The sequence below is a fragment of the Halovibrio sp. HP20-59 genome (assembly GCF_033052795.2).
Lineage (GTDB): Bacteria > Pseudomonadota > Gammaproteobacteria > Pseudomonadales > Halomonadaceae > Vreelandella.
Genome location: NZ_JAWJUW020000010.1, coordinates 26,545 through 49,671 on the forward strand (window position 1 = coordinate 26,545; position 23,127 = coordinate 49,671).

Annotated in this window: 22 protein-coding genes and 1 riboswitch; of the genes, 18 read left to right on the forward strand and 4 right to left on the reverse strand. The window is 56.8% G+C overall.

Annotation, left to right across the window (positions count from 1 at the left end):
- Positions 1-185: 185 nt before the first annotated feature.
- The 7 genes from cobT to RZA33_RS12330 are packed head-to-tail and all read left to right on the forward strand — an operon-like array spanning position 186 to position 5,651.
- The gene (gene cobT, locus RZA33_RS12300) at positions 186-1,235 is read left to right on the forward strand and encodes a nicotinate-nucleotide--dimethylbenzimidazole phosphoribosyltransferase (protein WP_317508012.1); all 1,050 of its coding nucleotides are present in this window, start codon (positions 186-188) and stop codon (positions 1,233-1,235) included.
- Positions 1,232-2,236 (forward strand): adenosylcobinamide-phosphate synthase CbiB, encoded by a 1,005-nt coding sequence (gene cbiB, locus RZA33_RS12305; RefSeq protein WP_317508013.1) that lies wholly within the window; start codon positions 1,232-1,234, stop codon positions 2,234-2,236. Before cobT ends, cbiB begins: the two co-directional genes overlap by 4 nt.
- The gene (cobD, locus tag RZA33_RS12310; RefSeq protein WP_317508014.1) at positions 2,233-3,366 is read left to right on the forward strand and encodes a threonine-phosphate decarboxylase CobD; all 1,134 of its coding nucleotides are present in this window, start codon (positions 2,233-2,235) and stop codon (positions 3,364-3,366) included. The genes cbiB and cobD overlap by 4 nt, the downstream gene beginning before the upstream one ends.
- Positions 3,363-3,917 carry a bifunctional adenosylcobinamide kinase/adenosylcobinamide-phosphate guanylyltransferase gene (locus RZA33_RS12315; RefSeq protein ID WP_317508015.1) on the forward strand — a complete coding sequence of 185 codons (555 nt, stop codon included), beginning with the start codon at positions 3,363-3,365 and terminating at the stop codon, positions 3,915-3,917. The genes cobD and RZA33_RS12315 overlap by 4 nt, the downstream gene beginning before the upstream one ends.
- Positions 3,914-4,684: an adenosylcobinamide-GDP ribazoletransferase gene (gene cobS / locus RZA33_RS12320; protein WP_317508016.1), complete on the forward strand. Its 771-nt coding sequence runs from the start codon at positions 3,914-3,916 to the stop codon at positions 4,682-4,684. Before RZA33_RS12315 ends, cobS begins: the two co-directional genes overlap by 4 nt.
- The gene (locus RZA33_RS12325) at positions 4,621-5,274 is read left to right on the forward strand and encodes a histidine phosphatase family protein (protein ID WP_317508017.1); all 654 of its coding nucleotides are present in this window, start codon (positions 4,621-4,623) and stop codon (positions 5,272-5,274) included. The genes cobS and RZA33_RS12325 overlap by 64 nt, the downstream gene beginning before the upstream one ends.
- The gene (locus RZA33_RS12330; RefSeq protein ID WP_317508018.1) at positions 5,226-5,651 is read left to right on the forward strand and encodes a bifunctional adenosylcobinamide kinase/adenosylcobinamide-phosphate guanylyltransferase; all 426 of its coding nucleotides are present in this window, start codon (positions 5,226-5,228) and stop codon (positions 5,649-5,651) included. The genes RZA33_RS12325 and RZA33_RS12330 overlap by 49 nt, the downstream gene beginning before the upstream one ends.
- Positions 5,652-5,655: 4 nt before the next feature.
- Here RZA33_RS12330 and RZA33_RS12335 read toward each other — a convergent pair whose 3' ends face one another.
- Entirely contained in the window at positions 5,656-6,273 is a 618-nt protein-coding gene (locus tag RZA33_RS12335; RefSeq protein ID WP_317508019.1) for a hypothetical protein, read from the reverse strand.
- A gap of 74 nt (positions 6,274-6,347) precedes the next feature.
- Positions 6,348-6,581, forward strand: a riboswitch (cobalamin riboswitch).
- A 143-nt stretch (positions 6,582-6,724) separates the two neighbouring features.
- On the opposite strand from RZA33_RS12335, the gene RZA33_RS12340 reads away from it, so the two are divergent.
- From RZA33_RS12340 to RZA33_RS12355, 4 genes are read left to right on the forward strand one after another with little or no spacing between them, the layout of a single operon-like run.
- On the forward strand, positions 6,725-8,551 hold the full coding sequence (locus RZA33_RS12340) for a TonB-dependent receptor domain-containing protein (protein ID WP_317508020.1): 1,827 nt from the start codon (positions 6,725-6,727) through the stop codon (positions 8,549-8,551).
- A gap of 13 nt (positions 8,552-8,564) precedes the next feature.
- Positions 8,565-9,467, forward strand: a complete 903-nt coding sequence (locus tag RZA33_RS12345; RefSeq protein WP_322976212.1) for a cobalamin-binding protein — start codon at positions 8,565-8,567, stop codon at positions 9,465-9,467.
- On the forward strand, positions 9,467-10,453 hold the full coding sequence (locus RZA33_RS12350; RefSeq protein ID WP_317508022.1) for an iron ABC transporter permease: 987 nt from the start codon (positions 9,467-9,469) through the stop codon (positions 10,451-10,453). The genes RZA33_RS12345 and RZA33_RS12350 overlap by 1 nt, the downstream gene beginning before the upstream one ends.
- A complete protein-coding gene (locus tag RZA33_RS12355; RefSeq protein ID WP_317508023.1) occupies positions 10,453-11,223 on the forward strand; it encodes an ABC transporter ATP-binding protein in 771 nt (256 codons plus the stop codon). Before RZA33_RS12350 ends, RZA33_RS12355 begins: the two co-directional genes overlap by 1 nt.
- Positions 11,224-11,268: 45 nt before the next feature.
- Here the strand turns inward: RZA33_RS12355 and rhaI are convergent, their stop codons facing one another.
- Complete coding sequence (gene rhaI / locus RZA33_RS12360) at positions 11,269-12,564, reverse strand: L-rhamnose catabolism isomerase (RefSeq protein ID WP_317508024.1); 1,296 nt, start codon at positions 12,562-12,564, stop codon at positions 11,269-11,271.
- A 33-nt stretch (positions 12,565-12,597) separates the two neighbouring features.
- The gene (locus tag RZA33_RS12365) at positions 12,598-14,697 is read right to left on the reverse strand and encodes a bifunctional rhamnulose-1-phosphate aldolase/short-chain dehydrogenase (RefSeq protein WP_317508025.1); all 2,100 of its coding nucleotides are present in this window, start codon (positions 14,695-14,697) and stop codon (positions 12,598-12,600) included.
- A 239-nt stretch (positions 14,698-14,936) separates the two neighbouring features.
- Here RZA33_RS12365 and RZA33_RS12370 point away from each other — a divergent pair, with 239 nt between their 5' ends.
- The 7 genes from RZA33_RS12370 to RZA33_RS12400 all read left to right on the forward strand — a co-directional run bounded on the left by RZA33_RS12370 (position 14,937) and on the right by RZA33_RS12400 (position 22,085).
- Positions 14,937-15,734 carry a DeoR/GlpR family DNA-binding transcription regulator gene (locus RZA33_RS12370; protein ID WP_317508026.1) on the forward strand — a complete coding sequence of 266 codons (798 nt, stop codon included), beginning with the start codon at positions 14,937-14,939 and terminating at the stop codon, positions 15,732-15,734.
- Positions 15,735-15,779: 45 nt separating this feature from the next.
- Positions 15,780-16,775 (forward strand): rhamnose ABC transporter substrate-binding protein, encoded by a 996-nt coding sequence (rhaS, locus tag RZA33_RS12375; protein ID WP_317508027.1) that lies wholly within the window; start codon positions 15,780-15,782, stop codon positions 16,773-16,775.
- A gap of 84 nt (positions 16,776-16,859) precedes the next feature.
- Positions 16,860-18,365 carry a sugar ABC transporter ATP-binding protein gene (locus RZA33_RS12380; protein ID WP_317508028.1) on the forward strand — a complete coding sequence of 502 codons (1,506 nt, stop codon included), beginning with the start codon at positions 16,860-16,862 and terminating at the stop codon, positions 18,363-18,365.
- Positions 18,362-19,372: an ABC transporter permease gene (locus tag RZA33_RS12385; RefSeq protein ID WP_317508029.1), complete on the forward strand. Its 1,011-nt coding sequence runs from the start codon at positions 18,362-18,364 to the stop codon at positions 19,370-19,372. Before RZA33_RS12380 ends, RZA33_RS12385 begins: the two co-directional genes overlap by 4 nt.
- A 15-nt stretch (positions 19,373-19,387) precedes the next feature.
- Complete coding sequence (locus RZA33_RS12390) at positions 19,388-20,383, forward strand: ABC transporter permease (RefSeq protein ID WP_317508030.1); 996 nt, start codon at positions 19,388-19,390, stop codon at positions 20,381-20,383.
- Complete coding sequence (locus tag RZA33_RS12395) at positions 20,380-20,694, forward strand: L-rhamnose mutarotase (RefSeq protein WP_317508031.1); 315 nt, start codon at positions 20,380-20,382, stop codon at positions 20,692-20,694. The genes RZA33_RS12390 and RZA33_RS12395 overlap by 4 nt, the downstream gene beginning before the upstream one ends.
- Positions 20,691-22,085, forward strand: a complete 1,395-nt coding sequence (locus RZA33_RS12400; protein WP_317508032.1) for an FGGY-family carbohydrate kinase — start codon at positions 20,691-20,693, stop codon at positions 22,083-22,085. The genes RZA33_RS12395 and RZA33_RS12400 overlap by 4 nt, the downstream gene beginning before the upstream one ends.
- Positions 22,086-22,183: 98 nt before the next feature.
- Here RZA33_RS12400 and RZA33_RS12405 read toward each other — a convergent pair whose 3' ends face one another.
- A complete protein-coding gene (locus tag RZA33_RS12405) occupies positions 22,184-23,074 on the reverse strand; it encodes an NAD(P)-dependent oxidoreductase (RefSeq protein WP_317508033.1) in 891 nt (296 codons plus the stop codon).
- Between the last annotated feature and the right edge of the window lie 53 nt (positions 23,075-23,127).

Sequence of the window (23,127 nt, forward strand, 5' to 3'; positions counted from 1 at the left end):
TTACCCTAATGTAGTGTGGCTATCGCCTGACACACGGGGCGTGGTGAAAGCCTCTAGATTATAAAAGGTTGGGATACCCATGGATGAAATTGCAAGTATAGCATCCGTGCTTTTGCTACCCTTTTGCGTTTTGAAGAATCGTTGATTTCCATTAATGAGAGAGCCCTCACAAAGCCGGAGCCTGCATGCACCCCATTGTTGACCATATTCAACCTGTTGACCGCGATGCGGGTGAAGCAACACGTCGCTATTTGGATACGCTAACCAAGCCACCGGGGAGTTTAGGTTCCCTTGAAGACCTAGCTGTTCAGCTGAGCACTATTAGCGGGGAGCTTAAACCGAACGTTGCGCCACCGGCCGTTATCGTATTTGCAGCGGATCATGGCGTTGCTGCTGAAGGTGTCTCCGCGTTTCCCCAAGCAGTGACCGCACAAATGGTGGCCAACTTTGCAAGCGGCGGCGCGGCGATTAACGTCTTTGCCCGTCAGATAGGCGCGCAGGTCGAAATTATGGATGTGGGCGTTGCTTCGCCTTTAACACTGCCTGGGGTGACCTTGACCAAATTGCGCCAAGGCACCGCCAATATGGTGGTGGAAGACGCGATGCAGTTGGATCAAGCCATAGCCGCGATTGATGTGGGTGTGGCGGCCGTTGACCGAGCAAAAAGGGCCGGTGCAAAGTGCCTCATAGTGGGTGAAATGGGCATCGCCAATACCACTGCCAGCAGCGCGATGCTGGCAGTGCTGACGGGGCAGGCTGTGGCAAGCGTAGTGGGCGCCGGTACCGGGATTAACCCACAGCAGCAAGCGCACAAAGTGGCGGTGATTGAACGTGCTATCGCTGCGCGGAATGCTGACCCTCAGGCGCCCTTAGAGGTGCTTTCCAAGTTGGGTGGCCTGGAAATAGCCGCCATGACCGGCGCATATCTGGCGGCAGCGGCTCAGCGCTTGCCCGCTATTGTGGATGGCTTTATTGCCACCGTTGCCGCGCTAACCGCCTGCCGTCTATGCCCCGCTGTTCGTGGCTATCTGATTTTTGGTCATCGCTCCCAGGAGCCAGGTCACGATGTGGCGTTAAAAGCGCTGGAGGCTAAGCCGCTGCTCGATATGGGCATGCGGCTAGGAGAAGGTAGCGGGGCGGCGCTTGCCTTTCCACTGCTGCAAGCAGCAACAGCGATGGTGGCGGAAATGGCTACCTTTACCGATGCCGGTGTTAGCGATAAGGCATCACCATGATCTCAAGCGCCACGCTTGGCGGTATTGTTCTGATCCTCTTCGCGATCGCCATTGATCTAGTGGTTGGCGATCCGCGCTCACTGCCACACCCGGTGGTGTTGATCGGGCGCTTTATCAGCGCTTTTGAGCGGCTGTGGAATCGCGGAACTGCACAGCAGCGAAGAGTTAGTGGCTTTCTGCTAACCATTTTTGTCGTCGGCGGCGTATGGGGTATTAGCTGGCTAGCGCTGGCGCTGCTTGAACGCCTGCACCCAGGGCTAGCGCTGATCGCCGAGCTTTGGCTGCTCTCTACTACGCTTGCGATCAAAGGCCTGGGCGACGCGGCCCGCGCCGTGATCCAACCGCTTACTCAAGGCGATTTGCCTGCCACCCGTAAGGCGCTGGGGATGATTGTCGGCCGCGATACGCAAAATCTAGATGAGGCGGAGATTACCCGGGGCACAGTGGAAACCGTGGCGGAAAACACCGTTGACGGCATCACCGCACCGCTGTTTTTTGCCCTGATTGGCGGGGCGCCGCTAGCGCTGGCGTATAAGGCAGTTAATACTCTTGATTCGATGGTAGGCTACAAGAACCAGCGCTATGCCGATTTTGGCTTTGCCTCCGCTAAGCTAGATGATTTAGCTAACTGGGTGCCGGCACGTTTAACCGCGCTGTGTCTGTGGCTCGCAGGCTTGCTATTAAGTCTTTCAGGTGTTGTACGATTGCGCTGGCAAGGCGCACTGAGGGGCACCTTCCGCGATGCACCGCGTCACCCTAGCCCCAACGCCGGCTGGCCAGAAGCCATGGTGGCCCGTTTGCTCGGTGTGCAGTTGGGCGGCACCAATTTCTATGCAGGCGAGGCCTCACACCGTGCGACCTTGGGCGAGCCGCTTGAACAGCTGCGTTTTACCCATATCAACACCACACTTCGTTTAATGCACGGCGCCTGGATACTGTTTATGTTGCTGCTTGCCGGTGTAATAGCTGGACTGATGTTTACGCTGCGAGGATCGCTATGAGTACGCCTCTATTGCCCAACGTTCCATGGCCCAGGCATGGCGGCCAAGCCGAGACGCTACTGGCCCATTTCGGCTTGCCCGCCGATCATCGTCTGGAAGACTTTAGCGCCAATCTAAGCCCCTTGGGGCCTCCGGCGTGGGTTAGCGATTGGCTAGCTAAGCAACTGACAGGTCTTGAACGCTATCCCGCACCCGATTATTCAGCTGCTCGTCAGGCCATCGCAACCCACCACCAGCTTCAGCCCGAACAGGTATTACTCACCAACGGCGGTGCCGAAGCTATTTTCCTCGCCGCCGCGCTGCATGCGGGTAAGCGGGCGGCGATTATTACCCCGAGCTTTGGCGAGTATGCCCGCGCTTGCCGCGCCCATCGGCTTTCAATCAGTGAGATCGCGCTGCCCGCGCCGCACTTCACGCTGGACATCGATGCGCTAACGGCTGGGCTTAACGACATTGATGTGCTGTTTCTATGCCGTCCCAATAATCCGACCGCGACGCTTATCGATATGTCAGCAATGGAAGACCTGTTGACTTACACCGCTGCAATGGGTTGCCGCGTTGTGGTCGACGAAGCCTTTATCGACATGGTGGGTGAAACGCTTGGCGAGACGCCACAAGGGGCGTCGATGGCACCGCTGTTGGCGCGCTATCCGCACCTGATACTGCTCCACTCAATGACCAAGTTTTATACCCTGCCGGGTCTCCGGCTTGGCTATATGCTGGCTGATGCGGCCACGGTTCAAGCAGCACAGGCTCACCAGCCACCTTGGAGTGTCAATCACCTCGCGGCTGAACTTGTGGCCCCATTGCTGGCAGATGATGCCTTTGCCCGACGCACCCAGCGGTGGTTGGCCAGCGAGCGCTCGCACATGGCACAAGCGCTTGCTCAACTAGGGCTGGAAGTCGTACCCAGTCAGGCGTGTTTTTTTCTTATCCGGCCCAGTGCCGCGCAGGCAATCACCAGCGATGTGCTGTTTGAGCAGCTACTCCGCCGGGGAATTTTAGTACGTCATACCCATAATTTTGCCGAACTCAATGGTGATTGGCTGCGAGTGGCGTTGCGCGATGCCCCTGCTAATCGACGGCTGATAAGCGTGTTGAAAAATGTTTTGGAAAAAGGAACGGCATGATTGTCTTCGTTAGCGGCGGGGCGCGTTCCGGCAAAAGTGATATCGCCGAGCAGCGAGCAGTGAGTGCAGCAGGCAGTTCGCCCTGTTACTACTTAGCCACCGCAGACATATACGACGACGAGATGGCTGAGCGGGTGGCGCGTCATCGTCAATCCAGGCAAGGGCAGTGGCACACCGTTCAATGGAAAACGCTAGAGGCACCGCTGCATATTGATCAATCGATTGCCAAGGTGCCTGATGGTGGCGCCGTGCTGCTGGACTGCGTAACCCTCTGGGCCAGCCAAGTCCTATACGCCAGTAAACTAAGCGAAGAAGAAGGCTTAGCGTTGCTGGCAAACGCACTGGCTGATGCCCGCGCGCGCAGCCTTTATCTAGTGATTGTCTCCAATGATATCAACGAAGCGCTGCCGCCTACGGATGCTGAAACCTGGCGCTATCTGGCGTTTCTACAGCGGGCTCACTGCTGGGTCGCGGCAGAGGCCGATTCCGTGCTCGAAGTCGTCGCAGGCTACGCCCTGGAGTGGAAGCGTGATAAGGAGCGCTCGCTTTGAAAAATGCCTTGTTCGGTGTCTTGCTGGCGCTGCAGTTTCTGACGCGGGTTCCCGTTCCGTTCGCCTGCCCCTGGACTCCCGCGACCCGCCGCTGGGCGGTGCGCAGCTACCCGCTTGTCGGCCTTTTTATTGGCAGCGTGTTGGCGCTGCTAGCGTTAGCGATGCACAACGTTCCCATGCCGATCACTGCGCTGGCGGTGTTAGGCGTGTGGGTAGCACTCTCCGGCGGACTGCATTTGGACGGCGTGATGGATATCGCCGATGCCTTGGGAAGCAATCAGCCGCTGGCGCGCCGCTGGGAAATTATCAAAGACCCACAAATTGGCAGTTTCGGAATGCTGTCGATGGTGTTTCTGCTTGCCTGGAAGGGTGTGCTGCTCTGGGCGCTGCTGGCTTATAACGCACCGTGGTGGTGGCTCTTAGTAATCCCCGCACTCGGGCGCTGGGCGGGCGTGGCGTTACTGGTGTTAACCCCCTGCGCCCAGCAGAAGGGCTTGGCCTGGAGTTGGCAGCAATCGCTTAGTGGCCAGGATGTGGCGCTTGCGCTGGCGCCGATCGTGCTGATAGCCCTAGTGGCACCCGCGATCGTACTGATGATGCTAACGATCGCTATTTTTGTGTTACTAATCCGCTGGCTAATGTTGCGACTGTTTAACGGCATCAACGGCGATATGGTCGGCGCCACTATTGAAGGAGGAGAGCTTTGGCTACTGATCTTACTGTGGAGTTGGTGGCAGTTCGCCACGGTATCACCGCTTGGAATTTAGAGCGCCGCTATCAAGGCCAGCAGGACATTCCGCTGCTGTTTCCCGATGCTGAAGATGGATTGCTGGCACTGCGTGACGCGTTGGTGGATGAGCGGTTCGATGCCATCTACTCAAGCGATCTTAACCGCTGCCAGCAAACCCTTGCGTGGGCTGAAGTAGCCAAAGCCAACGTGCCACTATCGCTTGAACCGCGCCTGCGCGAGCTCGATTTTGGCGAGTACGAAGGCAAAGTTTACGATGAGCTGAAATACTTACCCCATTACCGTGCCTGGATTGATAGCGTGGGCGAACTGCAAATTCCCGGCGGAGAATCGGCGGGCCAACTACGTGAGCGTTTAGACGCTTGGTTGCATGACCTTGCAGTTAATGCCCGCGCCGATGGACACAAAAAAGTATTGGCAGTCACCCATGGCGGCGTGATTCGTGAACTGCGCCGCCGTTTTGAGACGATTCACTTCTGGGACGGTACCGTGCTCCAAGCCCAAGGCAGGCGCTGGCAGCTTATCTACCACACTGACGAACAGGGAAAAGGAGAATGGCAATGCAGCTCTTCATCGGCGGTGCCTGCGCTGGAAAACGCGACGCCGTAACGGCTCGTTTTCCCAGCGCCTTATGGCATCGGCTAGCGCCGGGTCAGCGGTTGGATGCGTTGCAGCAAATGCTGGTTGCCGATACACCTCTGGTGATAACCGGTGTGTTTGAGTGGCTAGAAGCAGCTTTAGCAGATGCGGAAAACGATGCCTTGCGCCAACAGTGGCAAGGCGATATGCCACCGCTCTACCAGCGTGCCGAAGCGTTAAAGGCGCCGTTAATCATCATTGCCACTGAAGTGGGCCGTGGGATTGTACCCATGCAGCCCGAGCGGCGTCGCCTACGCGATCTCAATGGTTGGTTCAGCCAGGACGCCGCCGCCCGAGCTGACCAAGTCTGGTATGTGCGCCATGGGTTGGTGCTAGCGGCCAAGTAATTAGCTACGCTTGGTGCCGCCAGCGCTGCCAGCCGATCATCAGTAGATGCACAGGCAGGTAAACCGCAGCCGGCCATATCAGCATCAGCAGGAACAGGTAAAGCAGGGGGTTGAGGCTGTCCTGGGGCTGGCCGAAGGGCCCGTGCACCCAGTTGATATTGCGCTCGGCCTCGGTGAACAGGTAGCTTAACGGCACCACTACCCAGGTCAGTAGAGTCTGCCACAGCAGGGCGCGACGGGAATAACCAAGCTTGGCAACGCCGATGCCTGCCACCAGCGGCAGTACCACGTGGTAGAGCGACATGACCCGCGCCATGAGAGGATGCTCCGGGTTGAACATGTACTCGGTGCCGCCGATGGGGTGCACGCCAGTCAGCGCCGCTGTGGCGACGTCCAGGCTCCACAAACTACCAACCAGTGCCACCGCTAGCCACTGCATCGACATCAGCGTGCGTTGCTCACTCCACAGTGCCACCAGCAGCAGAAAACTCGCGACGTTACACAGCCAAAAGAAGTTCTGCGGCCCCAGCAGCACGACGTAGCTCGGCGCCCAGACCAGTATCCATAGTGTAAAAGCCAACTTTAACCAGCGTGGTACACCGGCTGCTGAGGAATCGACCATGACCGTCTCCTTTTCCGCGCAGTGTCTTTACTCTAGCAGCTCATCATGAATTGACCTCCACACGGCAAGTTGCTAGCTTACGCCCACTCTCAGGTGCTGGCGGTGGAAAAGCCGTCAGTTAAACGGGAAGTTGGTGAACGTTACGCGTGAATCCAACGCTGCCCCCGCAACGGTAATCGAGATAAGAGCGGCCAAGACGCCACTGTGCAAACGCATGGGAAGGTGGTCGTTCGGAAAGTAAGCGTGTTTTTTAAAGCGCGGCCTTTCGCTCGTTAGCCCGGAGACCGGCCCGAGAGCATGGTTGTGCATCCAACCAACATATGCCAAGCGCGGTGGGCGCTTTTAGGGGCAGTTAACGGCGTTTTTCCCTCGCGCGCGACTTCCTTGCAAGGCCCATGCTTGGCCAAAAAACACGCTATGCGGGTGAGCGTAGCGAGCAAGGAAAATCCTTATGTCATACCGTTTTCATGCCTGTGCCGCCATGGCAATGTTCAGCTTGGCGTCGCTGCCCCTCGCTGTGCACGCCCAGTCCGCTGACGCGAGTCGCGATTCGGCCGCGCTTGACCCGGTCGTCGTCACGGCCGCCCTCGCGCCGCAAACCGCCAATAAGAGCTTGTCGTCGGTGACCGTTCTTGACGAAGCCACCCTACGCCGCCAGGACCCGACCAGCCTGACCGATTTATTCCGCGGCCAGCCCGGGGTGGATGTTTCTACCAACGGTAGCTTTGGTAAAAACAGCAGTGTTTATCTTCGCGGCACTGGCAGCGGGCAGAACGTTTTACTCATAGATGGCATCCGCCTGCGTTCGGCGACGACGGGCAGTGCGGCTTTTCAATACCTTGATCCGCGCATGTTCGAGCGCGCCGAAATCGTGCGGGGCCCGCGCGGTAGCCTATACGGCGCGGATGCGGTCGGCGGCGTGATTCAACTGTTTACCCCTGAGGGTGACGAAGAGGGGCCGCAACCGCGAATTTCAGTGGGTGGTGGTTCGTTCAATACCCAGCGGTTAAGCGCAGGCGTTTCAGGGCGTGAGGGCGGCACGCGCTACAGCTTTGCGGGCAGCCACTTCAATACCGATGGTCAGCCTGTTCGCCGTGGTGGTGACAATAAAGGCTACGACAACACCTCGGCGCTCGCGAGGGTGTCGCACACCTTCGAGGAAGGCAGTGAAATCGGCGTGCTGGCGCTGCGCGCACGCGGTAATAATGAGTATGACCGCGGCGAGAATGATTTTGTACAGCAGGTCGCGGGTGTTTACGGTGAGCTTGCCATCATGGACAGCTGGCGAAGCCGCCTGACGCTCAGTGAATCACGTGACGAGAGCGATAATGTGGCAGACTTCGGCGACTCGGTCTTCAATACCAGGGTGCGCACCGCTCGCTGGGAAAATACGTTTTCCTATGGTGCCCATGAGCTGATTGCCGGCGCTGAATACCAGCATGACAGCATCGACGGCAGCGATACGGGGTTTGGTACCTACGCCGAAGAGGCGCGCGATAACCGAGCGATCTTTACGCAGGGACTGTTGGATTTTTTTCCGCTCACACTGCAAGCCAGTGTGCGATTTGACGACAACGAGGCCTACGGCGATGAGGTCACCGGCAGTCTAGCGGCTGGCTACGCCATGGATGATGTGCATACGCTGCGGGCAAGCTATGGGACGGCGTTCAAGGCCCCTACCTTCAACCAGCTCTATTACCCCGGGTTCAGCAACCCTGAGCTTGCGCCGGAAAGCTCTGCAACCGGCGAGCTGGGCATTCGGGCTCAATACAACCGCTGGTACTGGGATCTAGCCCTCTATCAGTCCGACATTGATAGCCTGATTATCAACGTTGATACGGCGGGTGACGGTTTTGTCGATACCCCGCAAAACGTGGAAAATGCCCGTATCCGCGGGGCTGAGCTGTCCAGCGGTATTGAGCTGCACGCCTGGACCCTTCAGGCGGCGCTGACCTACACTGACCCTGAAAATCGTGACACCGGCAACCGTCTGCGTCGGCGTGCCAGTGAAAGCCTGCGCCTGGATATTGACCGTGAACTGGGCGACTGGACACTGGGCGGCTCTTGGGTTGCCCAGAATCACCGTTACGAAGATGCCGACAATGAAGAGCGTCTCGGGGGTTATGGCCTGGTAGATCTGCGCGCCGGCTGGGCGTTTGCGCCGATGTGGACGGCGCGGTTAACTGTCGAGAATACCTTTGACAAAGAGTATGAAACAGCGGCTGATTATATCAACGCCGGTCGGGCGGCTTTCCTCAGTGTTCACTTTGGTCAGTAACGTCACCGGGCGGATGCGAGGGGGGTTGGGCACCGTGCTGCTGTCGGTGGTCAGCCTGTTCGCTGCCGAGGCCGTATCGGATACGCATTCGCGCTGCGTGATTGATGATCGCGACAGGGAGGTCTGCCTGCATGCGGCTGCACAGCGGATTGCGACGCTCTCGCCTGGTGCGACTGAGCTGACTTATGCGGCTGGCGCAGGGGATCAAGTAGTCGCCGTCGTCTCGTATAGCGACTACCCGCCCGAGGCCAAACAAGTGGCATCAGTGGGCAGCCATACCCGCATTGATTTAGAGGCCTTAGTTGGCTTGGCGCCTGACTTGGTGATTGGTTGGGTGACGGGTAATCCGGCAGAGCAACTTGAAACCCTTGAAGCCCTGGGTATGCCAGTGTTCTATATCGAGCCCCGCGATATGGAAGGCGTGGCCAGTGCGATTGAGCGCTTGGCAAGGTTGGCAGGCACAGAAACAGCGGGACAAACAGTGGCCGACAGTTTCCGCAATACCATGGCGGCCCTTGAAGAGCGCTATCGAGACCGGGAGCCGGTAACCACGTTTTACCAAGTGTGGGATGAGCCGCTAATGAGCGTTAACGACCAACACCTGATCGGCCAAGTAGTTAAGCTTTGTGGCGGTGAAAATGTGTTTGGCGAACAGGCACGCTTGGTGCCGCGTATCAATGACGAAGCCGTGCTGGCAGCCAATCCTGAGGCGATTGTTGCCGGTGGCATGGGGGAAGAGAATCGCCACTGGCTGACGCACTGGGAGCAGTATCCCAACTTAAAGGCTGTTGCGGAAGATAACCTCTTTTTTGTGCCGCCTTCACTGATTCAACGGCCCACGCCGCGACTGATGGAGGGTACCCAAATCCTCTGTGAGAAGCTCGACATCGCCCGCCAAAAACGTGAGCGCAGTTAATGCTCGCACGCTTGGGCCTCCCGCTTAGCCTGCTATTACTAGCAGCCTTGGCTTCGCTGTTCATCGCCATAGGTGTCGGTAGCGCGCAGATTTCACCCGCACAAATCTGGCAGGTGGTGATCGGTAACAGTCTGCAGGGCGAAGGCGATGCGCTAGCGCGCACCATGGTGATTGAGCTGCGCTTGCCTCGAGCGCTCTCGGCTTTTGCGGTTGGCGGTTTGTTGGCGGTAGCCGGTGCGCTGATGCAGGTGCTGCTGCGTAATCCCTTGGCAGATCCCTACGTGCTGGGTCTTTCCGGCGGCGCCTCGATTGGCGCACTAGCAGCCATGCTGGGAGGGCTAGGCGGGCTGGCGATTTCGGGCTCGGCATTTGGCGGGGCACTGCTCTCGACCTTTTTAGTCTTCGGTCTTGCCCACGGTAGCGGAAGCTGGACACCTTCAAGGCTGCTGCTGACGGGTGTGGTGGTCGCATCGGGGTGGGGTGCAGTGATTACGCTGATGCTGGCGTTGAGCCCCGCCGAACGTCTGCCGGGAATGCTTTACTGGCTAATGGGCGATCTCTCCTATGCGCGCACGCCTTGGCCGCCGCTGCTGCTATTGCTAGCTATCTGCGTGGTGCTGATTCCGCTTGGGCGTAGCCTGAATGTACTGGCCCGTGGCCCGCAGCAAGCCGCCGCGCTGGGCGTTGCGGTCAGGCCGCTTGAGTGGTGTATCTACATTGTCGCCAGCCTACTTACCGCCGCCGCAGTCACCACCGCAGGCAGCATTGGTTTTGTTGGTTTAGTCGTGCCGCACATGCTGCGCCTGCTGTTAGGCAACGATCAGCGGCTGATACTGCCCGCCTGTGCACTGGCAGGTGGAACACTATTGGTGCTGGCCGATACTTTAGCACGCACGATGATCGCCCCGGAACAGCTGCCCGTTGGGGTAATCACCGCGCTATTGGGCGTGCCTACCTTCCTGTTTCTGCTCTACAGGAGCCGCTGATGAGCGTACTGGCTACTCGTGATCTCATCATTGATGTGCCTGACCGCGAAGGCGGTACGCCGCTTAATATCACCATCGAACCAGGGCAGGTGTGGGGTGTGTTAGGCCCTAACGGGGCGGGTAAAACGACGCTATTACACACCTTAGCTGGCCTGCAGGCGCCACGTTCAGGCAGTGTTCAGCTTAGCGACCTCGCGCTTGGCCAGCTGCGCCGCCGCCATGTTGCTCAGCGTTTGGGATTAGTGTTTCAAGATCGCCAGGATGGGTTTCCAGCAACTGTGTTGGAAACTGCGCTGATTGGCCGTCACCCCTATCTCTCGCCGTGGCAGATGGAGGGTGCTGAAGACTATGCCCGCGCGGAAGACGCCCTTGAGCGCCTGGATGTGGCGCACCTGCGCGACCGTTTGGTAACCACACTTTCCGGTGGCGAGCGCCAGCGGGTGGCGATTGCCACGGTGCTGACACAGGCGCCGGCTATCTGGCTGGCCGACGAGCCGACCAACCATCTTGATCTGCATCACCAAAGCGCCGTCATGGCACTGATGGCGGAGCAGGCGCGGGCCGGTCAGGCGGTGATGATGTGCCTACACGACCTCAACCTGGCCGCCCGCTGGTGCGACCATATCCTGTTGCTCTACCCCAATGGCGACGCCTGCTGGGGCTCGCGGGATAGCATGATGGTGCCCGGTGCGCTGGAAAGCCTCTACCGCCAGCGGCTGGCGGTCGTTGAGGTCGACGGCGCACCGGTGTTTGTGCCGGTAAAGGGGTGAAATAAGCGTTAAATCTGACTTTGTGTGAACCTTTATCGCTATGGTTCAGACAATGCCGGAACCGCTACGGCTTGTATCGATTGGACGCTGGTCAGCGCAGGCTTGGCGGTAGCCGCAGGCGCGGTAACTGGCAATAGGGTCGATGGCGCCCCCTGCCTTGCGCCGCGCCTGCTGCAGAATCGGCTCGACATCCAGATTGAAAGCGGCCTTGAGTGTCGCCTGGGCCATCAATGCATCGTTATTATGCTGGTGGTGGGCTAGGGCTTCGCGGTCGACCAGCAGTGATTTGACAAAGGCGCGCTGCACTTCGCCAGCACTGTAGATCAGGCTCTCGATCGGATCGGTCACGTTGTGTGATTGATCCAGCATGTAGAAAGGCGCGAACTGAGCGTTCTTATGCTGCGCATCAACCAGCTCGTTAAAGACGAGGAAAAGCTGATAAGGGTCGATGGAGCCAGCATCCAGGTCATCATCGCCATACTTGCTGTCATTGAAGTGAAAACCGCCAAGTTTTCCGAACTGGGCTAGGCGTGCAACGATCATCTCGATATTGACATTGGGTGCATGGTGGCCCAAATCGACCAAACAGAGGCAGCGTTCGCCCGTTTCTTTAGCGGCCAGATAGTTTGAGCCCCAGTCCTGAATAACGGTGGAGTAAAAGGCTGGCTCGAATATCTTGTGTTCGATCAGCATGTTCCAGTCACTTGGTAAGGCTGAGTAGATAGTCTTAGCGCTGTCTAGATAGCGCGTGAAGCTATCGGAAAAATGCTGTTGGCCGGGGAAGTTGGAGCCGTCGCCGATCCATACTGTCAGGGCTTTCGAACCGAGCTGCTTACCCAGCTCGATCACCTCAATATTGTGTTTGATGGCCTGCTGGCGGGTGGCCTCGTCGGTGTGCGTCAAACTACCGTGTTTATAGGAATGCCGCTGGTCGCTCTGATCCTGGAAAGTATTAGAATTCATCGCGTCAAAGCCCAGTCCACGCTCAACGGCGTAGTCTCTCAGCTCGCTGGGGTCTGAAGGTGTGTCCCAGGGGATATGCAGTGAAACGCGGGGTGTGATGGTGGCGAGTTGCTGAATAACGGCACAGTCATCGAGCTTTTCGAAAATATTGCGTGGCTCGCCCGGTCCCGGAAAGCGTGCGAAGCGAGTGCCACCGGTCCCTACACCCCAGGAGGGCAAGGCCACTTCCAGGCGCTGGGCCTGATCAGTTAGTGCGTCGATGTTGGCACCGGCACGAGCAAGCTTTTCGCCTAGGGCCTGATAATCGCGGTCGAGGTCGGTCGCACGACGGTCGTTATCAGTGTGGACGCGGTCGGCGTCGATCATTGTTGTTGTCATTTGCTCACCTGTAATGCGTTAGTTGAAACTGCCTCAGCGCGTAAAGGACGGGGCGTGTCCGGCATCAACATTGAGAATATTGCCGGTCGATTTGGCCGACGCATCGCTCACAAAAAAGTAGATGGCCTCGGCGATATCCTCGGGCAGTACGCTGAGTTTTAGTAGGCTGCGCTGGCGGTAGTGGTCTTCCAGCTCGTCTGTGTCCAGATCGTACGCACTAGCACGTTCCTCCTTCCATTTGCCAGTCCAAATCTTGGAACCACGTAGTACCGCATCCGGATTGACCACGTTGGCACGGATGCCCAGCGGAGCGCCTTCCAGGGCCACGCTGCGTGCCAGATGAATTTCTGCCGCCTTGGCAGTGCAGTAGGCGCTAGCGTTGGCCGAGGCGACCAGGCCATTTTTGCTGGCAACAAAGACGATGTTACCGCCTATCTTTTGTTGTTTGAGCACCTTGAACGTTTCGCGTGTGACCAGGAAGTAACCCGTCGATAGAATCGCCTGGTTGTGGTTCCACATCGCCAGGCTGGTTTCATCCAGCGGTGCCGAGGAGGCGATACCAGCGTTGGAAACGAGAATGTCGGCACCGCCGAAAGCAACGCAGGTATGAGCGACGGCTGCTTCAACCTGACTTTCGTCGGTCACGTCCATGAGGCAGGTGGAGACGATATCGGCGCTGAAGGTTTCGCTCAGTGTACTTTGCGCGGTTTGCAGGCCTTCGGCATCAATGTCGAGCAGCATCACACAAGCGCCTTCGCTTGCCATCCGTGCAGCTGTGGCCTGGCCGATGCCGCCGGCCCCACCGGTGACTAAAGCGATGCGGCCAGCCAACGCCTTCGGCTTGGGCATGCGCTTGAGCTTGGCTTCTTCAAGTAGCCAGTATTCGATATCAAAGGCCTCCTGGTCGGGCAGACCCATATACTCACTGACGCCTGAAGCACCGCGCATAACGTTGATGGCATTGAGATAGAACTCACTGGCGATGCGTGCAGTGGCTTTATCTTTGGCAAAGGTCAGCATGCCAACGCCCGGCACTAGGTAAACCACCGGGTTGGAGTCGCGCATCGCTGGGCTGTCCGGCCGCTTACAGCGGTTGTAATAGGCGGCATAGTCGCGGTTGTATTGCGCCAGTTGCTCATCCAGGCCAGCGATGACGCCATCAATATTATCGGTTTCGGGGTCGTAGCTGACGACCAACGGCTTAATCTTGGTGCGCAGAAAATGATCCGGGCAGGAAGTGCCTAGCTCGGCCAGGGCTTCGAGGTCGTTAGAATTGACGAATTCGAGCACCTCAGGGGCGTCATTAAAGTGACCGACCTGACGCTGATGGCCGCTTGTCTTGCCACGAATGATCGGCATCAGTCTGGCGGCAACGGCATGCCGTTTATCGGCATGTAGGCTGGTAACACGGGGACCCGAAAATGCCGCTTTATCCTGGAGCTGTTCGTCTAACCAGTGCTGTGCCTTGTTGATGATATCCAACGAGGTTTTGTAGCATTCTTTAGCCGTCTCGCCCCAGGTGAAAAGGCCGTGCGCTTCGAGCAATACGCCTTTTAGATGCGGTTGTTCTCTGGCAATCTTCTCCAGTTCCAGGCCTAGTTGGAAACCGGGCCTGCGCCAGGGAAGCCAACCAATATCTCCACCGTAGATTTCCTCGGTCAGCTCGCGACTGTTTTTTGAGGCAGCGATAGCTATGACGGCATCCGGGTGCAAGTGGTCAACATGGGTGTATGGCAAGTAGGCGTGCAGCGGGGTATCGATGCTGGCTGCGCGGCTGTTCAGGTTGAAAGTACAGTGGAGTAGGGCCCCAACCATCTCGTCTTCGTGTGCTTCACCCTTATAAAACTGCTTGAGAGTTTCTAACTTGTTCAGATATAGAGTGGCAAAGCCGTCCAGCCCCATACTACCGATGTCGCCGCCTGAGCCTTTCACCCAGAGTACCCGGGTATCCTCTCCGGTCAATGGATCGGGTTGGTCAATTTTGGCGGAGGTATTACCACCTCCGTAGTTGGTAATACGCTTGTCGGCGCCGAGCAGGTTGGAGCGATAGTGAAGCAGTTCTGCTTCGCTCATTGACGCTGTTACCGCGTCGTCCCAACGGTCTGGAATCTGATTGGTGGGCTGTCTAGGCATTGAGGTACCTCTAGTGTTTAGTGTTGTTATGGCCCGATTGGGCGAGGGCGGTAAGGCTGTTATTTTTGAGTTAAATAAAGCAGACTGCGATCATTATTGATTGGATTTGACGTTTATTTTGACTGAAGTTGACGAAAAGTATCGATCTTGAGTTTTTATCTGTCAATAGCGATCAAAAAAACTCGAAATTGGCTTGCACATGATCGATTATGAAATATAGTGACAATTGAGGATACGGGATGCACGAAGTTGAACGCCAACGCATCATTCTGGCGGAAGTTGAAGAAAAGCCCATCGCCACTTTGGGGTATTTAATAAAACTCTTGGGGGTTTCAGAAGCGACCGTTCGCCGGGACATCAACGAACTGCATCAACAAGGAAAGCTTAAAAAGGTCCGTGGCGGAGCAGAAGCTTTGCATCCATCCGTCAATACGTCTCTCGTCGGTCGGCCTTACTCGGTTAATCAGACGATTAACGCCAAGGCCAAGCGCGCCATTGCTAAGGCGGCGGTGGATTTATTGGATGATGGAATGTCGATCACTATTAGTGGCGGCACGACTACCTACTGCATGGCGGAGTTCATGCGCTTACGCAAGCTGCAGGTGTTGACCAATTCGTTTGTGATCGCTGAACAGCTGCTGAAGCGCAGCAAGTGCATGGTGACGCTGCCGGGTGGCAACGTTTATAGGGAGCAGAACATCATTTTGAGTCCGTTCCCTAATGATGTTTCCAGCCAGTTCTACGCTTCGATGCTGTTTATTGGCGCACAGGGAGTAGGCCCTCAGGGGGTGATGGAGGCAGATCCCCAGATTGTTCAGGCGGTAATGAAACTGATGGGGCAGGCTGATCGTCGCGTGTTGCTGGTCGACTCCAGCAAGTTTGAAAACCGTAGCAACCTGATTGTCTGCCCGCTTTCACAGGTAGATGTTGTCATCACCGACGATGGTATTGACCCCAAAACACGACAAATGATCGAAGACGCTGGTTGCCAGTTGACGATCGTTAACAAAAACCTTGATACATCCGTCCCCGGCTGACGTCCAAGGCAGGGTCGGGGCATAACAACAAGATTGGAGCACACAATGTTTAAGAAACCCTTCTCAGCCCTGGTGGCAGTCCTGGCGATTGCCTTCCTTTCTCCCGTCCATGCCCAAGAAGATATGCGTGTCGCCCTGGTGGTCAAAGCACTGGGAATCGGTTTCTTCGAGGCCGCCTATGAAGGCGCTCAGGAAGCGGCCGAGGAGCTGGGCAATGTGGAAATCATCTACACCGGTCCAACAACCACTACCGCCGAAGGCCAGATTCAAGTGATCAGTTCGCTCATCGCCCAGCGCGTTGATGCTATCGCTGTATCCGCCAACGACCAGGACGCACTGGTACCTATCCTGCGTCGCGCCCAGCAGCGCGGTATTAAAGTGATTTCCTGGGACTCCGGTGTCGCCCCAGAGGGCCGCAGCGTGCACCTGAATCCCTCCAGCAATGAATTGATTGGTCGGATGAATGTTCAACTGGCCGCTGATGCGCTGGAAGCTAAGGGTGTTAACTCAGGCCAGATGGCTATTCTGAGTGCCACTCCGACTTCGACCAACCAGAATATCTGGATTGAGGAGATGAAAAACGTGCTTCCGGAATTTTCCCAGCTTGAGTTTGTTGAGACTGTCTACGGTGACGATCTGGCTGACAAGAGCTACCGCGAGTCCGTGGCGCTGATGCGCAATCACCCGGATTTGGATGTCATCGTAGCCCCAACGACGGTCGGCATTCTGGCTGCCGCTCAAGCAGTGAGCGATCAGGGTCGTATCGGTGAGGTCTACGTCACCGGCTTGGGGCTGCCATCGGAACTTGCCGGTCACGTCGAGAGCGGTGCTATACACAGCTTCGCCATCTGGAACCCTATCGATCTTGGATACGCAGCGACGATGATCGCTTACAATTTGATTACAGGTAACGCTACCGAATCAAGCGTCGGCATGGGCCGGTTGGGAACTACACAACTGGACGAAAACGGCAATGCCGCCATGGCAGAACCGTTCATTTACGATGCCTCCAACGTTCAGGATTTCGTCGACATTTTCTAAGGATGAATGCGGGTGGGCACCGTGCATTTTGACGGTGACCGCCCGACAAAAAATACAATACGCTCAACAACAAAGATAATAGCTATGACACAACAAGCAGCAGTGTTTGCGTTGAGAAACGTCACCAAGACATTTCCCGGCGTGACGGCTCTCGACGGGGTTAGGCTCGATCTCTACCCCGGTGAAGTGACCGCCCTGGTCGGTGAGAACGGCGCTGGGAAATCTACCCTGGTCAAGACCATGACCGGCATTCATCAGCCGGATAGTGGTGATATCCAAATAGCTGGCGAAGTAGTGCGCATCGAGGACCCAGAAGCAGCGCGTCGGTTGGGCATCACCGCTATCCATCAGGAAACGGTATTGTTCGATGAGTTGACCGTTACGGAAAATATTTTCGCTGGCAACTACCTGACTCGTGGTCGGATGGGGCGGCTCGATTGGCCAGCCATGCATGAACGTACCCGCCAGATCCTCTCCGATATCGACGCCCCCTTAAACCCTAAGGCCCGCTTGAAGGGATTGAGTATCGGGCAGAAACACATGGTCGCCATCGCTCGTGCTCTATCGGTCGACGCCCGGGTAGTCGTTCTCGACGAACCGACGGCTGCGCTATCGCACCACGAAATCAAAGAGCTGTACGGCATTGTCGAGCGCCTCAAAAATGCCGGAAAGGCCATTCTTTTCATTACCCACAAGTTCGACGAGATTTTTGCCATAGCCGACCGCTATGTCGTCTACCGTGATGGTGCTTTTGTTGGTGAAGGTCTGATTGAAGATGTCACCGAAGCTGAACTGGTTGAAATGATGGTGGCACGCAGTGTCAGCGAGACCTTTCCCAAGCAGACGGTCACTATCGGCGAGCCGATGATGACGGTAACTAATTTGAACCATCCAACCGAGTTCGCCGACATTAATTTCGAGGTGCGGGCGGGTGAGATTCTGTGTTTTTACGGTCTGGTAGGCTCTGGTCGTACTGAGATAATGCAGGCACTCTTTGGCTTGTCGAAGGCAGCGACAGGCGAAGTGCGTATTAACGGCGAGTCAGTCGCTATTCGTTCGCCAGCCGACGCCATCAAAGCAGGCTTGGTCTATGTGCCGGAGGAGCGCCAGCAGCAGGGCGTCATTCTGGATCTGCCCATTTTTCAGAACATTAGTCTTCCGCAGCTTGGAAGGCTCAACCCTTGGGGCTTATTGAACGAAACGCGTGAATATGACGTCGCGCGTGCTTATGGTGATCGTCTCAACGTCAAAGCATCGAGTTGGGATCAAAAGGTCGCCAACCTATCAGGTGGCAACCAGCAGAAGGTGGTAATCGGTAAATGGCTGGCAACCCAGCCAAGTGTGATCATTCTGGATGAGCCCACCAAAGGTATCGATATCGGCTCGAAGGCGGCAGTGCATCGCTTTATGTCGGAACTGGTCGAGGATGGCCTAGCGGTCATCATGGTCAGTTCAGAATTGCCGGAAGTGCTCGGCATGGCTGATCGTATCATTGTGATGCACGAAGGCCTGATGGTCCGTGAATTCACCCGCGCGGCTGCAACACCTGAAGCCGTTGTCGGCGCTGCTACAGGAGGGCTGGCCGCATGATGTCCGCATTGCTCAAACACCGCGAACGCTTTCTGGCAATGGTAATCCTTGTGTTGGTGCTGGCTGTGGGTGCCATTACGCCTGAATTCCTGCGTCCGACCAGTCTGGTCGGTGCCTTCAACGACACTTCAATTCTAATAATACTGGCGATGGGGCAAATGCTCGTCATTCTGACCCGTTGCATCGATTTATCAGTAGCCGCCAATCTAGCCTTGACGGGGATGGCGGTGGGGATGATAAACGCTGCCTTTCCAGGTGTGCCGGTGCCGCTGTTGATTCTCTTCGCCATGTCCATGGGCGCCTGCCTAGGGGCCGTTAATGGCTTTTTTGTTTGGATTGTTGGCGTACCAGCCATCGTTGTGACCCTGGGAACGATGAGTATCTATCGCGGCACTATTTTCCTGCTCTCCGACGGCGCTTGGGTCAATTCCCATCAGATGAGCGAAGCCTTTATCGACCTGCCGCGCAGTGTGGTGCTAGGTCTGCCTGTGATGAGCTGGATCGCCATCGCTACCGTGGCGGTCTGCTATTTCGCCACCCACCAACTACGTGTCGGCCGCGAATTTTTTACCACGGGTGGCAATCCTACTGCTGCTTTCTATACCGGTGTGAGCGTCGGCAAGGTGCAGTTCAAGGCTTTTGTGGTTTCTGGCATGTTCTCGGGGCTGTGCGGTTATCTCTGGGTGTCACGCTACGCTGTCGCCTATGTAGATGTCGCTAATGGCTTTGAATTACAGGTTGTGGCCGCCTGCGTCATTGGTGGTATCAGCATTATGGGAGGGATCGGCACTGTGCTCGGCTGTGCGTTGGGCGCTCTGTTTCTCGGGGTGATCAATAATGCTTTGCCGGTGATCGGTGTCTCGCCATTCTGGCAAATGGCTATCTCCGGTGCCGTCATCATCATCGCCGTTATCGCCAACTCAGCTGCCGAGCGCAACCAAGGACGTATCATTCTGCGCCGGGCGGTAAGTAAACGTGACGCCCAAGTTCAGCATCAGGAGGCCTGACCCATGGAAAATGCTATGACACAAAAGGTCGTCCCCAACCGCTTAACCAATCACTGGCTGCGTTATGTGTTGCGCTGGGAAACCTTTTTATTGCTGGTGACGGCCTTGGTATTCTTGTTCAATAGTTTTGCCACGCCTTATTTTCTCGACCCCTGGAACCTGTCAGACGCCACCTTCAACTTTACCGAAAAAGCGATCATTGCCTTGCCCATGGCGATGTTGATCATCTGCCGCGAGATCGACCTGTCGGTAGCCTCCATTATCGCCTTGGCCTCGGTTAGCATGGGGCTGGCGGCTGAGGCTGGCGTGGGTCCCGGTGGCCTAGTGGTCGTTGCCGTGGCGGTAGGCATCGCCTGCGGTTTGTTCAACGGTCTGGTGGTTACTCGCTTTGGTATACCCTCCATTGTCGTCACCATCGGCACCATGAGCCTCTACCGGGGTATTACCTATGTGGTTCTCGGCGATAGTGCGTTTACCGATTACCCTGACGGTTTCGAATTCTTCGGCCAGGGCTACGTCTACTGGGTATTTTCTTTCGAGTTCACGCTCTTCTTGGCGCTGGCACTGGTGTTCTATGGGTTATTGCACCACACCAACTTTGGTCGCCGCACCTATGCTATCGGCAGCAATCCAACGGCGGCGCTCTATTCCGGGATCAAGGTCAATAAGCACAAGCTGGTTCTGTTTGTCCTAGTGGGGGCGCTGTCCGGGCTGGCCTCGGTATTGCTGACGTCCCGGTTGGGAAGTACCCGGCCATCTATCGCCTTTGCCTGGGAGCTGAGTATCGTCACGATGGTGGTGCTTGGTGGCGTTAGCATTCTTGGCGGTGCTGGCAGCATGGTTGGGGTAGTGATCGCCGTGTTTTTGATGGGGCTGGTGACCTTCGGGCTGGGTCTACTCAACGTGCCCGGCATTGTCATGTCGATCATCATCGGTGCCATGCTGATCAGCGTCATCAGCATTCCGGTCGTGGTAGGTCGGTTGCGCAGAGCCCGGGAGCAACGTAAATGATCCATGCCTCCGTAATGCAGCTGTATCCAGGCTGCGAGGCTGAGTATCGCACTCGCCACTATGCCCTCTGGCCTGAACTTCAAGCGCATCTGAAAGCTTGCGGTATCCACAACTACCGCATTTTTCTGCACGCCGAGACGCTACAGTTGTTTGCCAGCTTTGAAACGCAGGGACCGCTTGATGAAGTGGCGCTAAAAGAGGCTCCGGTGATGCAGCGATGGTGGGCCTATATGGCTGAACTCATGGAGACCCAGAGTGACTCACCCGAACCGATAGCCCAACCGCTGACCGAGGTATTCTACCTACCATGACGCATCGGGAGCGGCTCGAGCCGGTGCTGGCAGTGCTCGACATCGGCAAGACCAATATCAAGCTATGTGCGGTTCGCGCCGGACGCCACGGCGGCGAAGTGCTAGTGGAAAAGCGCCGGTCCAATGAGGTACGCCGGGACGGCCGCTATCCGCACATCGATACTGAGGCTATTTGGGATTGGCTGAAAACGGCCTTGGCCGATTTAGCCAGTGATTATCATGTCGTGTCTATCGGCATGACCACCCATGGCGCCACAGCGGCGTGCCTGGCGGGGGAAGAGCTGGCGCTTCCTATCCCTGATTACGAAAGCGACCAATGCGCGGCGTTGAACGACGACTACTGCAGGTTGCGCCCGTCTTTTGCCGAAACCGGCAGCCCAGACCTAACTGGCGGGCTCAACCTGGGGCGTCAGCTCTACTGGCTTTCCCAGGCCTGGGCCGACGACTTCGATCGGGTAACCGATATCCTACTTTACCCCCAGTACTGGGGCTGGCGTTTGACCGGCATCAAGGCCGGAGAAGCCACCTCGCTGGGCTGTCATACCGACCTATGGAACCCGCACCGCGGCGACTACTCTTCCCTGGTGGACCAGCTCGGCTGGCGTCGGCTGCTGCCTATGATCATGCCAGCCGGTGCATCGCTCGGGCCGGTTCGGCCCGAACTTGCCGAATCACTCGGTTTGCCTAGTGACTGTCAGGTACTTAATGGCATCCACGATAGTAACGCCTCTTTGGTACCGCATTTACTAACGCGCACAGCGCCTTTTTCCGTTGTTTCTAGCGGCACTTGGACGGTCATCTGTGGCGTTGGAGCGGCCATGGATGGACTTGACGAAGCAAGCGACATGCTGATTAACGTCAGCGCTTATGGTGCCCCCGTGCCGACCATTCGCTTTATGGGCGGTCGCGAGTGGGAAACGTTACGTGGCGATGCTAACGGTGAAATGGCCGATCTTGAGCGGGTTATGGCGCAAGGCGTTTTCGCCTTGCCAACTTTTGCCGACCAGGGTGGGCCTTTTCGCCAGCGCACCGGTCGGTTGGTTGGCCCGTTCGAGCGGCTTAATGCTGCAGAAAAAACGGCATTGGCCTCGGCCTACTGCGCGCTGATGACCGACCATTGTCTGACCTTGCTGTGCCATGCGGGCGACATCGTCGTTGAGGGCGCCTTTGCAGGTAATGCGGTCTATATGGGCGTGCTAGCGGCACTGCGCGGCAAATATTCCCAGCGTGTTTACGGCAGTGCCGATAGCACCGGCACCACTCAGGGGACAGCGATACTCGGCCAGGACACCAATCAATGGCGGCTGGTCGAGCCCTCCCTGAGGCGGCCGCCGGAGCAAGTCGACGCGATCCTTGTTTATGCGGCTGAGTGGCGGGCTTGGGTTATCTAGACCAAGTGTAGGCTAGCCTCGCTGTCAGATATTGCGGTCATTGGAATTCTTTGCCTAATGGCAAACCTCGCCTTACTCATGGTGGGCAGGTAGTCCATTTACTGCTCCATTTCTTCCCGCCAGGAGTGGCGCGGGGCAAAACCGACCAGGCGGCGGGCCTTTTCGATGCTGTAGAAGGTTTCGAATTCACCCATTTCACGTTTGACGGGCACGCCTGAGTAAAAGCGCTCAATCACCTGAGCGTTGGTCAGGCCCACCGACAGGTCGTCATTGGCGACATTGAAGACTTGGTAGCCGAGGCCATCTGTTTTCAGGCAGCAATCGACCATCAGGCCTAGGTCGCGGGCGTCGATGTAGGCGAAAATATTGCGGCGACGTAGTGCTGGATCGTCCATGTAAGCCGGGAAATTCTGGCGGTACTCGTGTGGCTCGATCACGTTGTTGATGCGCAGGCCGTAAATATCGATGCCTGAACGTGCCTGGAAGGAGCGTGCCGTTACTTCGTTAACTACCTTGCTCATGGCGTAGCTATCTTGAGGCACCGTGGGGTGTTCTTCATCCACCGGCAGATAGTCCGGTTTCTTCTCACCATCGGCAAAGCAAACGCCGTAAGTAGTTTCACTAGAGGCGAAGATAACCTTGGGAATGCCGAGTTTGGTGGCGGCATCTAGCAAGTTGTAGGTGCTCAGGGTATTGATGCGGTACGTCTCGTTGTCCGGCCTATGCAGGATGGCAGGTATGGCCGCGAAGTGGACAATCGCATCATAACGCGGCACGCCGGTGCCGGGTTCCAGCTCATCGAACCCAGCGTAGGCCTGGCAAGCATTAAACACTTGCCCAGCATCGGTCAGATCGGTTTTCAGGGTAGCAATGCCAGGCACATCAGATGCCACCCAATCCAAATTGGTGACTCGGTGGCCTTGATCGCGCAGATAAGCCGTGGCATGACGGCCCGCTTTGCCGCTGCCGCCAGTGAACAAAATACGCATGCAGACTCCTCAATTAATGGATCAAACTATTCCACCTTAGCAAAGAAAAGTCT